This is a genomic window from Halorientalis salina, from assembly GCF_005049285.1.
Lineage (GTDB): Archaea > Halobacteriota > Halobacteria > Halobacteriales > Haloarculaceae > Halorientalis > Halorientalis salina.
Window position 1 is genome coordinate 1 of sequence record NZ_SOSC01000022.1, and the last position, 12391, is coordinate 12391.

Annotated in this window: 12 protein-coding genes and 1 pseudogene; 5 read left to right on the top strand and 8 right to left on the bottom strand. The window is 53.9% G+C overall.

The features are described 5' to 3' along the window. Both E2481_RS18385 and E2481_RS18390 read left to right on the top strand, forming a co-directional pair. Positions 1-105, top strand: a pseudogene (locus E2481_RS18385) (IS5/IS1182 family transposase); the annotation flags it as partial. A 264-nt stretch (positions 106-369) separates the two neighbouring features. Next, positions 370-807, top strand: coding sequence for a hypothetical protein (locus E2481_RS18390; protein WP_136718614.1), 438 nt, complete (start codon positions 370-372; stop codon positions 805-807). An 865-nt stretch (positions 808-1672) separates the two neighbouring features. Here the strand turns inward: E2481_RS18390 and E2481_RS18395 are convergent. Further along, entirely contained in the window at positions 1673-2374 is a 702-nt protein-coding gene (locus E2481_RS18395) for a hypothetical protein (protein ID WP_136718615.1), read from the bottom strand. A gap of 95 nt (positions 2375-2469) precedes the next feature. Further along, positions 2470-3474 carry a Cdc6/Cdc18 family protein gene (locus E2481_RS18400; RefSeq protein ID WP_136718616.1) on the bottom strand — a complete coding sequence of 335 codons (1005 nt, stop codon included), beginning with the start codon at positions 3472-3474 and terminating at the stop codon, positions 2470-2472. A gap of 259 nt (positions 3475-3733) precedes the next feature. On the opposite strand from E2481_RS18400, the gene E2481_RS18825 reads away from it, so the two are divergent. Beyond that, positions 3734-3907: a hypothetical protein gene (locus E2481_RS18825; RefSeq protein ID WP_169302501.1), complete on the top strand. Its 174-nt coding sequence runs from the start codon at positions 3734-3736 to the stop codon at positions 3905-3907. 1278 nt (positions 3908-5185) lie between these two features. Here the strand turns inward: E2481_RS18825 and E2481_RS18405 are convergent. After that, positions 5186-5386 carry a helix-turn-helix transcriptional regulator gene (locus E2481_RS18405; protein WP_136718617.1) on the bottom strand — a complete coding sequence of 67 codons (201 nt, stop codon included), beginning with the start codon at positions 5384-5386 and terminating at the stop codon, positions 5186-5188. Between the two features lie 3 nt (positions 5387-5389). Next, positions 5390-5773: a hypothetical protein gene (locus E2481_RS18410; RefSeq protein WP_250137894.1), complete on the bottom strand. Its 384-nt coding sequence runs from the start codon at positions 5771-5773 to the stop codon at positions 5390-5392. Between the two features lie 413 nt (positions 5774-6186). On the opposite strand from E2481_RS18410, the gene E2481_RS18830 reads away from it, so the two are divergent. Further along, the gene (locus E2481_RS18830; protein ID WP_169302502.1) at positions 6187-6342 is read left to right on the top strand and encodes a hypothetical protein; all 156 of its coding nucleotides are present in this window, start codon (positions 6187-6189) and stop codon (positions 6340-6342) included. A gap of 100 nt (positions 6343-6442) precedes the next feature. On the opposite strand, the gene E2481_RS18415 is transcribed toward E2481_RS18830, so the two are convergent. From E2481_RS18415 to E2481_RS18425, 3 genes are all read right to left on the bottom strand, one after another. Beyond that, the gene (locus E2481_RS18415) at positions 6443-6928 is read right to left on the bottom strand and encodes a hypothetical protein (RefSeq protein WP_136718618.1); all 486 of its coding nucleotides are present in this window, start codon (positions 6926-6928) and stop codon (positions 6443-6445) included. Between the two features lie 391 nt (positions 6929-7319). Next, the gene (locus E2481_RS18420) at positions 7320-7568 is read right to left on the bottom strand and encodes a hypothetical protein (protein WP_136718619.1); all 249 of its coding nucleotides are present in this window, start codon (positions 7566-7568) and stop codon (positions 7320-7322) included. A gap of 242 nt (positions 7569-7810) precedes the next feature. After that, the gene (locus E2481_RS18425) at positions 7811-8323 is read right to left on the bottom strand and encodes a hypothetical protein (protein WP_136718620.1); all 513 of its coding nucleotides are present in this window, start codon (positions 8321-8323) and stop codon (positions 7811-7813) included. 246 nt (positions 8324-8569) lie between these two features. Between E2481_RS18425 and E2481_RS18430 the strand changes: the two genes are divergently transcribed. After that, on the top strand, positions 8570-10357 hold the full coding sequence (locus E2481_RS18430) for a transposase (RefSeq protein ID WP_136718621.1): 1788 nt from the start codon (positions 8570-8572) through the stop codon (positions 10355-10357). A gap of 408 nt (positions 10358-10765) precedes the next feature. Here E2481_RS18430 and E2481_RS18435 read toward each other — a convergent pair whose 3' ends face one another. Then, positions 10766-12268: a transposase gene (locus E2481_RS18435; protein WP_136718622.1), complete on the bottom strand. Its 1503-nt coding sequence runs from the start codon at positions 12266-12268 to the stop codon at positions 10766-10768. Positions 12269-12391 lie beyond the last annotated feature (123 nt).

Sequence of the window (12391 nt, forward strand, 5' to 3'; positions counted from 1 at the left end):
CGCGTCCACGCACGAACTGAGGTGTTCGTTGCGCTCTGCCTCCGACTCGTCATTGCTATCACCAACTACGAGCGAGGAAACGAACCGGGCGGTGAGAAGCTATGAGTTGGATTCTATGACACGCTCTGTAATGGCAATGACTCTCCATACATTTTCCCTGGTGGCCTGAAAGTCGAAGATGGTAATTCGAGTTCGATTGGAACAGCAGGATGTAGAGTAAAAGATACTAACTCAGGTGATTTCTATCTCTACACAGCTAATCACGTCTTCAAAGACTCCTGCGATGTTCCTGTTGGCGATGAAGTACAGGATTATGTGGGTGATAAACTTGGAGACATCTCTGATGGCCACAAGACACATGATTGGTGTATGGTTGATGAATCTGGAAAGCTATATTCAGAGAACATTGAATATCCAGGTGGTAGCATCACAACAGACGGGTACATGACCCAAAACGGAATGGAGGCTCATCAGGGGTCCAGTGCTGATATTTATCACCAGGGAGTTATTTCAGGGAAGCAAAACGCGAGTATAAAAGGCGGCGGCGCTTGGTGGACGCAGGATAGTACATGTGTGAAGTTCTATGGAAGCGGAGTCAAATTGGGTGTCCCAGACTATGTCAGACAAGGAGACTCAGGTGGTCCATTCTGGCATGAACAGAACGGGAATAATTACATTATTACCGTCTTGAGCGGCATGGAAGTTCAGGGAGATTATAGTGGCTCATGCGCTACTGGAAAGAAAGGTCGCCCAGCTTACGGTTATCCATTCTGGCGCGTGGCCAACAACACCAGCTACACGATCTAACCACGCCCGTAACCTTGATTTAATTCGGCGTACCTACAATTATACACATACATGAATATTAATTCTATTTCTCGGGACGAGTTGATCGGCTGTTCACATGAGCGTTCAGTACTGTCATTTATCGCGGCGATTTTTTTGTTCGGCGTAATGTTTGCTCTACATACACCGTCTACTGCGGAGCTTATCTCATCGCAAGGAATCCCGACGGGCTTTGGAGGTAACCTTCTGGTTATAGGTTTGTTAATTGTTGTAGCTGCCGCGACTACGGCATATCTCAACGACGGGATTCTACTCTCGTTGACAGTCGCCGCTGCGCTGACGTTTGGGTCGTACCTGCCAGCAGCACTGTTTGACTCGCCCCGATTCCCCGTCCGAATACTTCCTGTTATTCAATGGTCTTTGATAGTCGCTGTGGGAATTGGAACCGTTGGTTATCTGCTCGGCAAAGGAGTGCGATGGATGGTAGGTGTGAAATGAACTGTGTGTGGCCACCGTGCAGTTATCTGATTTCTGCCAGTAGTTGAGATACCTCAGCCGGGTTTGGATTCACTGCGATGATCGGATTTCGGTAGTTCGACCTGTGCATTATAGCTCAAATTCAGACGCTCTCCGGCAGCCATGCGACCCAGACCTTCGCAGTTTGGATTGCTACAAAGCAAGCGTTCAGTGACACATTATGCAACGGCAGAAATTCAGTTGATCTATTTCTGGACTAGTGAATCCAGCTCCCAGCGAGTGGTGGCACTGCGTCGGGCTGAGATGTTTTTCTACGTACGCAAAATTAGACCCGTACGCCCGGATTGGATCGGTTTACGACTTAATGAGAACCGTTGGGAGTCATTCGAAACAGACGGAATCGGTTGAATCAGAGTTTCTTTTCAGAGATGTCCTTTGAGGAGACGAAGCGACGGATGAGCTCGGCGAGTTCCCAAGTTCGGTGGATGTCGGCAAGGTTGTGTTCCAAAACCGGGAGAAGATTGCCCTCCCGATAGTGGGCTGCGGCACTCCCCGAGTCCTCGAACGGGTCGTACGGCGACTCGTAGTACCACGAGTGATCTTCCAAGTCATCCAGCAGCATCGGCAGGCGGTTATTCTGACCCAATAGGAGGTTGTATGAGCCGGTAAGCGAGTTAACATTTGCCGACGAACCGTACGCAGTGTAGGTAGTGTTCAGCCGCTTCTTCACCGGCTCCCATAGATCGGCGAACAGGACACCGTCGAACATCCAGTCCACTCCCTGACGGATGCACCGAGTGCGCGTGAACGGGAGATCGAATCCTCCCTTCCACGAGTCGGCATTGTAGGCTACGAGGCGGTTGTACTCGCGGTCGAATCGCTCGAACACGACCCGCTTCATCTCACTCAATAGTTCACCCTCGTCGCTGGCCACAAACAGCGACACGGGGACTCCACTGACCCCTGTCAACCGGTCCACGAAGTCCTGTTTATCCACTGAATGAGGGCCGACATTGATGATAAGCGTTGCATGGCCGTGGGGAAACCAGAACCCGGACACCGTGATCTCCGCCGACCAGCCGAACCCCGTGGTTTCGATGTCCCACGCCACGTTGCTGCGATCGGACTGATGATGCATCTCTACGTAAGAAGACGGCGTTACCCCGGATAGGCCGAGGCGTGTCGTTTCCGCGTTTCCGCAATCGGTCACTCCACGGCTGAATACATCCGCGCCCGGCCCTTCCCCGTGGCCGTGACGAGGTTGTACCGACGCATCTTCTTGAGGTAGTTCCGCACCATGCGATTCGACTTCGGATCATCCACTTCCCCACTGTACCTCTCGTATAGATCATCGGGACTGACACTACCTTGATCCCGAATGATGTCGTAGAGGATGCGTTGGTCGGTGGTGAGTTTCTCGACGTTCTTCCGCTGAATTTCCGCCTTTGCTTCGGGAGCGGCCTCCCGTACCACTTCGTCCGTCACCTGTTCAAGCCCGCGCTGGTCGGCTTCCTGCGCTGCCGCCCGCAATATGCCGATGGCGACGCGGGCGTCACCAGCCGACGCATCAGCTATCCACCGAAGTTGGTCGTCCGTGATGGCGTCCTGGTGGAGGCCCCATCGAACGCGATCTTCGAGGATGCCGATGAGTTCATTCGTCCCGTAGCAGTCAAAGGAGATGCGGATGGCCGTCTTGAACCGGCTGGTCACGCGCCCTTCCAATTCGGCGAACAGTTCCTTCTCCTCGTTGGCGATGAGTACGAGTGACAGTCCCGGTGTCCGCCATAAGTCGTAGAGAACAGTCGTCTCCTCGAGTTGGTCTACCTCGTCCAGCACGACGACATACGCGGTGTCGATGGCGTTGCGAAGCTTGTCCAGCAGTTCGTCGCGGGGTGTTGACTGCCGGTGAACATCGAACGATCTGTTCAGTCCCTCAAGGACGCGGAAGAGGGTCTTGAATCGGGTGTAGTCCTCCCAGCAGTTCACGTACTGGGTGTGGAGGTTGACGACTTCGCTGCGGAGTTTATCGACGGCGTAACGGGCAATGCAGGTCTTGCCGGTGCCACTCGGCCCGTAGAGGAGAGCGGGGTCGGCGTGGTTGCCGTCGAGGATGGGTGCGAGCGTGCTGGTGAGGGCGTCGATCTCGCCATCCCTGTGTCTCACGTCGGCGGGGACGAACTCCGGTTGGAGGGGGCGGGCATCCGTTATCATGGCCGTAGCTGGCACCGCGGAGCCCCTTAGGTGGAAGGGGGTGATTTCCGGATTTCCGGGACCATGATTATTTGCCACTCAAAAGAATAGAGATTGACTCTTACCGAAGATAGTGAAACAGTCCTCTCTGCAATTTGACAGGACATGCCGTGCAAGATGGAAGGCGCATAGTCAGCAGTCTCACTAGACGTGAGAGAGGTCAATCTTCGTGCTGAGTGCATGAAAGATATTTATTAGGTTCTAATTCGCATCACCAACCATGGAAAAGAATTGGGCCACGAAGATCGTGGGTGTCGGCTGGGTGGGCCTCGGTGTCCTTCAGTTGTGGAAAGGTCTCATGCAAAGCGGTTTGACAGATGTGGCACTTGCCGTAGGATATTTTATAATTGGTGCCGCATGGCTCTGGCTCGTGTATTTCAATGACGATCAGTAGAGACGGCTACAGAGCACGCAGCGAGGCTTGAAATACACATGAGTCCCCGTGCTACATCAACACTCTATATCTTGCATGCCAGACGGTATCAATGTCAGCAGGCTGAATGCTATTTCACCAGATTAGGTAAGAGCCTAGAGATTATAAGCGGGGTGAGCGTGTCACAGAAGAGCACTCACGGAATTATTAATGATCAATACAGGGGTTCGTGATACTTGTGACAAGCCAGATCAGACGGATGATATTTATTGTATTCCGGGTATTACACTCGGTTGATGTGGGTCGTACAGCGACTGCGTAATGTCGACTGGACAGATCCCGATGTCAAAAAGGGCGCACAGCGAGCCATGCCAGTCAGTGCTGGCGTATTCGCCTTGACGGGGTCGGTAATCGGCACCGCGTCCGGCGTCGGAGGGGCAGTCGGTGCCGGGTTCGGTGGCGGCATCGGCGCACTCCTCGGGTACGCTTACGCCGGATTGAATGCTTCGTCAATGAAAAGCAGATCCGCCTAAACCGGGTGACTCTCGGTGTCCAGTAAGCACGCTCAGTAAGTGGTCGTCGGACAGCGATTTCACTGACTGCCAGTTGACTAGTACAGATACAGAACAGAGCAAACAGGAAATTAATAGTTAGCTAGAGTATGAATCGTCAGCAATATTGTCATCAAGGCTAAACTGAGAATCCAGATGCGGAATGATTCAAAACCTAAAATCTTAAAAGCGGAAAATGTCAGATGAAAGACCGCCTGTGATGACATTCTCTTGGGAAGAGTGGGATCATCCAGAACGAACGATGATAGCAATGGCTGCATCGACGGTCCTTGTCGTCAGCTCTTATCTATACATATTATATTATTTGCACACATTATCAATACTCGACAGATCACATGCCATTTTATCCGCATTTGGCAGTATTCCATTATGCTTCATTGCCCCACTCTTGGCAGCAAGAGTGATGGCAGAGTTCGACTAAGCATGATGCCCAGAGCGAATAACTACTGAGACGACACTGGAATTTATGCGCTCATTGCAGCCGGTAACTTCGCACGCTCAGTGAGTAGTAGTCGGACAGCGATTTCACCGACTGCCAGTTGATCAGTACATGAGATGTGGTAAGCGACGATATAAACCGTCTGTCAGAAATTCTTCAGAGTGGGCGTGCAAGACTTAGAGGTTGAAGTCAGCACACTGAGTTGATTCCGGGAGGTGGCATATTCCGAGGCCGCAACCGCGAGTGTGGTGAGTGATTGGATGGGGAGTGAATCCCCGATCCAGACACTCACTCTTCGGGGTCGTAGTGAAATATGTCCTCAATTCGACACTCGAAGTAATCGGCCAACTCGAACGCGAGTTCGAGGCTGGGATCGTACCGACCACGTTCGATTGCGTTGATGGTCTGGCGCGAAACCTCGACCTCCTCGGCCAGTTCCGCCTGCGTGACATCGGCTTTCGCTCTCCAGACCTTGAGATCGTTCTCCATGGATCACATTACGCGTGTGTAGTACAGATAGGCGAGTCCGTAGGTCACCCACGGGACGGCCAGCAGCCAGGCCAGCGGCGATAGAATTGGGGTCGTAATATCAGTGTTAGAATCAACCTGCCACCAGATAGCGACGGCCCAGTAGAACACCCAACTGGAGATAGCACCGCCTCGAAGAATAATTTGGTGGTACCGCTCGTCGTAGTCCCCTCGACGCTCGGAGATCCTGTAGCCCCATACACCGCCGGTGGCCGCCGCGACTCCACCGACTGTCGCGATGAGGGCGCTGATTGGCCCGTCGCCGACCGTGTCGGCACCGACAGTCAATGCCAGGAGACCCAATACCATGATACCGATAGCCGCTTTCGACTGATGTTTACTGGCCATCGTGTGTAAAGTCAACTTTACAAAAAGTAATAAGTCCTTTGCAATAAGTCAGGTCTTATTGATAGTTGCTCGGTGAGAAAACGTCTGGGCCCAACTCGGCGGACCCACTACACTGCTGTGGCTGGCGTGGTCATGATGTGTGCCAGGGTTCCGCCTGCCTACTGGAACGTGCTGTTGACACTGCTCTGAGTCGGCTTTGATGGCAAGAACACTCGACGACGCGACCGTAATCGAAACAGGTCCGATTCCGGTGCATTTGTTGAGCCTAAAAAGGTTACACCCCGGGATCACGAATGCTGCATACGAGCGTTGTATTCACCACTCGCAACCGTGACGGACTTCAGACATGAAATTTAATCGACTTCGAGACTCAGAGCGTGGACTTTGTAAACCTCTGAGGAGGTCTGGTAGATATGAACCAGCAGGAGAGATCGGGTGTGGTGCTTATTGGGATCGGCTGCATCGGGGGTGCATACGTAACGATCCAGGACATGCAGGTATCTGTTCTTGCATCCGTTTGTACCGTTCTCGTCGGCATTGCAGTGGTGCTATGGGGAAGATACAAATAACCGACTCGCGCCTTCTATTCACCACAGGTGGTCCTAACAAGTTTCAGGCAGATGACTCTGTTTCACTGTCTTTGGTAAGAGCCATTATCCATAGGTCACCTCACCGCAGTACGCCGCCAAGATTGTGCCAGCTGTATATGTAGAGGCCATACCCGATGAGGACGAATCCGAATCCAGTGAAGCCAGCGAGAGCCACTGGATCGGGAGTTGTTCTGTGCCATTGCCAAAGTGTCACTCCAAGACCTGTCGCAGCCAAGTTCGTTGCGAGTGCGAACGCACCGACAATGTGCCACTCACGCGTCTCGTGCCAGTCTTGCTTTGCAGGCCGACGGTCATACGACGTGGCGTGGCCCACCTTAACGATATACAACTCCTTGACGAGATACACCAATAGAAGTACCCCGACAGGAACCATCGCTAGCGAAAACTGTGAGATGTTTTCGAGTATATCGCCGACAATCAGGATTGTTCCGACGATGAAGAACGTCCCAAAGCCACCGAGTAGCATCCCCTCACTCAGTGAGAGGAGGCGTCGGACGCGGGGAGAGGCGCTCGGAAGCGGCCATCGGTGGGTCTCGGTAGTCATACTCTATATACTGGTTTGCTTCTATTCGGGAAAAATGCTACCGTACTTGCTATTATCGCCCAATTGCCACACATGGGTTAATTGATCTTACGCTGAACGATGCCTGGGGTCGGTAATGCAACTCAGACGTGTAGTTTGAGGGAGATCCCTCCCGTCGCCCCTGAACCGCAACTTGGCACCAGTATTTGACCTGGTGTACTCACAGTGTCTATTGAGACTAACCAGTGACCGATATGCGCGTTGCATCTTGTATGGCTTTCAGGAACCATACGGACCCTGTCAATAATTTCAGCGGTCAGTGCGCATGCGCATTGAATACCAAGTCTGCTGCCGGTCAGTACAGGTAGCAGATTGAGAGATTAATTTCAATTATCTTGTCAGTCGGGTGGTTTTACTGCTCAGCAGTATTCTCAGTTGGTCGGCGGTTGATTTCGTGGCCGAGTGACCGCAAGGCCGTACTACTCTTCACCATCACGAATAACGAAACTGCAGTGGCGATTAGCGCGGTCAAATAGCCACTCGTACCGAGCATTGAGAATATCGCCTCTGGGACGAAAAATGCCCCGCCAACAACCGCTCCACTGCCGATAAACACTGCATACGGAACGAGAAGAACAAGGAATTTGAAGACCGGTTTCATACACTGAACTTCGAATTGGAACAATAAAGCCCTTCGGGGGCCAGTATCACCGTAATAGCGGATCGAATGTGGACACGGTGAGCGTCTCTACCCACTGACTGTGACTGATTCTATGATATGTTAGCCTGATTAACTGCCAATCACTGACTTCGGTCAATTCTGAGCGGGTGCAGGTCTATCCAGAGACAATGATTCCACTGACGAGCAGTCTAAACAATGTTCTAACATCTTTATCCTGGCGTTCATTCATCATCGGATTCCTCAGTGGGGAGGCCATAGCCGTGATAATCTATCTGAGACTGGTCAGCATTTGCATACCTGTCATCCAGTCCCTCCTTTTGCTCTTGCTCCTCAACCCACTCCCTGATCTCCTTTTCGTGCTCCTCAACGTCCTTCCGGTACATTTGAAGGAGGTGATAATCGTCCACCGCTCCCATCGCTTTCAACTTCAAATATATCCGCTCTCCAATATACGTCAGGACGTACTTGTGGGTCACTCCACGCTCACCGCGGACGCTCTCGGGTTCGATCAACTCCAAGTCTTGGGCCATTGCCAGATGTTTCGACACCGTGTCATGGCTGATTCCAAGCGATTCCTCAAGGTACCCAAAGCGAACGCCATCTCTGCCGACACTCGCCAGTAACTCGACCGCACCGGATTTGTTGAGGAACGCTTGAAGGTCGCTCTGGTCTGTCTCCCCACCTCCATCTGTTTCGCTGCTGTCGCTGGCAATGTCGTCGTCCTCGCTGGGCATTCAGTCGCACACACAACCGAAGTATCCTAATAGCATTGAACTGGCTCCATATCTGAGTGCGCTCAGATACTGAGTAGACTCTACTATCTGAGTCGGTGCGATAACTGAGTTGACTCTACAGTAAAGTGCGTTCAACTACGGATTCAGCTCCCCTCGCGTCGCTTTTGCAGCCCGGAATCAAACGCGGAAACGCGGCATTCACACCCTCGGGTTTACGCAGATTCTGAGGAAACTGCCCAACCAACAATGGAGGTGGAAGACGTGGACGGTCCGACCGACGCAATTGCGTTCATCAGTGACCAAGCCGAAGACCTGTGTCACATCCACGACCATCCCACCCGCGTCATCGCCAACCTCGACATCCCGACCGAAGTTTTCTCCGACTACGACAACCCCGGAGATGCCGACTTCCCCATTGAGGGCATCGTCAAGCTATTCCTCTACAAGGGAGTGCGTGGCTTCGACCAGTCGGAGACAGCTCGCCGACTTCGCGGTGCCGCCTACGTCTACGTGCGCTTCGGCCTTTCACGACCGCCTACGCAGGCAGGCATCAGTTACAGCTGGCGACGCCGCCTCAAGCGCAAGGACCGGCAGATCATCAAGGAGGCGGCCGAGCGCATCAGCGACATCTGCCAGAAAGAGGGCGTCCTCGACCGTGGCGAGCCTGCACTCCGCCCCGAAGATGTCCGGGAGACGGGTATCGAGGAAAAGCAGATCATGAACGCCGTCGAGTTGGCAACGGAACTCGGCTTCGACGAGTTTCGAGATCCACGCGCGGACAACTGCAAATACGACCTCCAAGCATACCTCGAACGACAGGGCTACCTGAATATGGTTGAGGCGGGAACCACAACCAAGCGACGGAGGTTTGCTAGACTTAGCGACCGAAGTGAGGTCCCGCACGGCTCCAGCCACAACCGAACAATGAAGAAAGTCGCCGAACCTGATCCCCAGACTGCCCTCTGGGAGTTCCAAGGCGGCCGACGGCAGGAGTGGAAGCACATCCGCGACACCGTGTTGCCCGCGTTCCACGCTGGTGTCGGAAACATTCTCGACGAGATCGCGGCCCGCGACCGCTCGGGAATCCGGGAACCGGTGAACGCGGCCATCGACATCACGACCTGGAACTACTGGTCGTCGCCGTTCCGCGACGAGGAGGACGTGGACTGGTCCGAGGACCCGGTCGAACTCCGGCGCCGAGACGGCACGACGCGGGAGGTCTATCCCCGAGATGACTATCCAGAGATGGTGTCCGGTTTCAAAGACGGTACCATGAAGACGGCCAAGCGGGGCTACAAGTTCGCGACGCTCACCATCGTCGCGCAAGACACACCGATCGTCCTCGCTATCGAGCCCGTCCGAGACAAGCGGCAATGGGAACCGGAGGACGTAGAGACGCGGACGCGTGGTGAGCTCGTCGATCGCCTGCTGGAACAGGCCAAGCAACACGTGGACATCAACAAGGTGTTCGCCGACCGCGAGTTCGACAGTTACGAGGTCAGACACGCGATCGACCGGCACGATATGTTCTACGTGATCGGCAAGCGCCAGCAGGCCGAGGCTGACAGGGTGGCCATCGAGAAGACCGTCGAACACGAGACGGCGGACGTGAGCGTCGAACACGGGACCCTCACCTATGACGGGGAGACTCACGACATGTCGTTCCTCTACGTTCCGAAGGATACGTCGACGGACGACCCGGAATTCATTGAGGGGGACTACGCGATATTCACACTCAACGCGCATGTCTCCCCAGACAGAGCGATCGGGCTGACCCAACAGTATCGCGACCGGTGGATGATAGAGAACGAGTACAAGACGATCAAGAACCACTTTCTCCCGACGTCGGCGTCGGCTGACTACCGGAACCGGTTCCTGTACTTCGTCATCGGGGTAACGCTGTACAACGTATGGCGGCTGACGAACTTCCTGTTGCGAGACGAAGTAGAAGTGAACTTGGGCGAGGATCCACCGATCTTGGCCGGAGAGATTGTTGAGCTGGTCGGGTTCTGCCTGTTCGATCCAGGCGGGTAGCGTTTCCGGGTTCTTTCCACGTACAATCCGCAGCGCTGAGTCACGGCTGCCCTGTTTTGATCCTACATTCCGGGTGTTTAGCGTATGTATGACAGTTAAATGAGTGTTGGTCACTGATTCTGAAGTCTCGCCGAGCAGATCGTGACAGGGTTTCGTCCGTCAGCCAGATTTCGCCCAGTGTGGCTTGTAGATTTAGCCATACAGTCAGGCTCTGGCGACCTCACAGTTTCGGAGGATGGACGAAAACTGAGTCAATAACCGTAATTTCGTGTCTATTATAGCCGCAGAAATAACGGTACAAGCTGATTATAGGAATGAAATTCAGACATATCCCAATATTTGAGTAGGTTTTGTCCTCGAACGAGAGTGTTGCCACTCAGGAAGTGCGGACCTGGCAGACGGTTCCGTCTAATCAGGCGGTATGAACTCTCCACAGACTAATTCAACGCACTCGCCCGCCGTCAGTACGGGCGCATAGTCAATCTCATCCTCGATACCCGCTTTCAATAGGAAATCGGTGAGTCGCCAGATATTGTACAGTAACACTGCGAACACGAAGTAGAACAGCCTGACGCGGTAGTCCTTCGAGGACGTCTTCGCGAGGAAATCATTCTTGATCGATTTGTACTCGTTTTCGATCTGCCAGCGACGGCTGTACCGGCGGCAGAATGATTCGGCCTCATCGGGTCCGACTCTAAGATTCGTCGCGAAGACAGTGGTACCGTCACTCTTCGTCGACGGCACGTACAGGAAGCGCATCGGGTGGGAGCCCGATTCAACGTCGACGACTGCCGATTCCACAGCCACCTCGCAGTTGTCGTCGGCCATTGTCTCGATGACCTCCCGTTCAGTACGCGTGATCCGCTTCGGAATTAGGTAGTTCACCCCGAGATTCGAGAGCGTCTGAAACACGCGCATTGAATCGAACTCGCGGTCGCAGAGCACCGTCTCGATCGGGACGTGCTCTTTCGCCCGTCGTACTAATCGCCGGACTACACGGTGGACCTGATTCGGTGGATTATCGTCCCATGCAGAACTCTCGCGGACTGGCTCAACAGCCAATACCAGTGGAATGTTCCGACCGACGATCGACAGTGTGGCAAACTTGAACGCTCGGTCTTCGGAACTCAGCCCACTGACCATCGGCATTCCTTCCACATCGCCGTAGTAGGGGACGGTCGTGATGTCAATTGCCGCCGTCACAGGGCGTCGGAACGACACTTCCGACGCGAGCGCTGAGAGCAGGCGGTCACTGGCTACATCAAGTCCGTCAATGAGGTCGTTGGGCTCGAATTGTTTGACGGCTCGGAGATGAGTATCGCCATGTGGACCGTATTCTTCACCGCGTCTAAACTGAAACCGAGCGGCACCCTGGGCAGTGCCACAGCCGACCATTCCCATGAACGTCTGTAACTCGAAAAACCGCGTATCGTCGTAAGAGGTATTCTGAGCACGTCCAGAATCGAAGCCCTCGAAGCCATAATTTCGTGCAAGGCGTGTGGTCCGGTGAATCTGTTCGTCGGCGAAATCCTCGCCACACTCGGTTTCCTCCGTTTCAGAGAACTCACCGTGATCTTTCTCCGGTGTAAGAACCTCTTCTTTCGGCCGAGCCGCCGGGACACTGAGATTCCGATCGTGGATCTCTTTGACGACATAGTGGGCTGCGGTGGCGATGAACTCACGACCCGCGTCGTCGAAGCGATGCCGCCATGTACGCGAAAGAACCGACTCATCCGGGATGCGGTCGAGGCCGAACGCATCTGCCAGTTCCGGGAACTGCGTGAGCTGGCGATAGCTTTGACCAGTGATCTCCCGGTAGAGAAATAAGCGGACCATTCCCTGGAACAAATACGGAGCTGGATGCCAGTCGGGATACCCGTCGTTGAGCGTGTCAAAGGGGCCGTTCAGCATTCGTCTTTAGCTAAGACTCACACCTCGGTTGCGTAGCGGTAGCGAGCGTCTCTTGTAAGATCGGTCGTTGCTGGTGGATCTTCTGTGCATCTTCGATCAACCGCTCCAACAGCGGCGGTGGCG

What these genes read in the sequence shown, in the direction of transcription:
- E2481_RS18390 (WP_136718614.1), top strand. Translation starts at nt 370, where the DNA reads ATGGTTGATGAATCTGGAAAGCTATATTCAGAGAACATTGAATATCCA.
- E2481_RS18400 (WP_136718616.1), bottom strand. Translation starts at nt 3,474, where the DNA reads ATGATAACGGATGCCCGCCCCCTCCAACCGGAGTTCGTCCCCGCCGAC.
- E2481_RS18825 (WP_169302501.1), top strand. Translation starts at nt 3,734, where the DNA reads ATGGAAAAGAATTGGGCCACGAAGATCGTGGGTGTCGGCTGGGTGGGC.
- E2481_RS18405 (WP_136718617.1), bottom strand. Translation starts at nt 5,386, where the DNA reads ATGGAGAACGATCTCAAGGTCTGGAGAGCGAAAGCCGATGTCACGCAG.
- E2481_RS18410 (WP_250137894.1), bottom strand. Translation starts at nt 5,773, where the DNA reads ATGGCCAGTAAACATCAGTCGAAAGCGGCTATCGGTATCATGGTATTG.
- E2481_RS18830 (WP_169302502.1), top strand. Translation starts at nt 6,187, where the DNA reads ATGAACCAGCAGGAGAGATCGGGTGTGGTGCTTATTGGGATCGGCTGC.
- E2481_RS18415 (WP_136718618.1), bottom strand. Translation starts at nt 6,928, where the DNA reads ATGACTACCGAGACCCACCGATGGCCGCTTCCGAGCGCCTCTCCCCGC.
- E2481_RS18420 (WP_136718619.1), bottom strand. Translation starts at nt 7,568, where the DNA reads ATGAAACCGGTCTTCAAATTCCTTGTTCTTCTCGTTCCGTATGCAGTG.
- E2481_RS18425 (WP_136718620.1), bottom strand. Translation starts at nt 8,323, where the DNA reads ATGCCCAGCGAGGACGACGACATTGCCAGCGACAGCAGCGAAACAGAT.
- E2481_RS18430 (WP_136718621.1), top strand. Translation starts at nt 8,570, where the DNA reads ATGGAGGTGGAAGACGTGGACGGTCCGACCGACGCAATTGCGTTCATC.
- E2481_RS18435 (WP_136718622.1), bottom strand. Translation starts at nt 12,268, where the DNA reads ATGCTGAACGGCCCCTTTGACACGCTCAACGACGGGTATCCCGACTGG.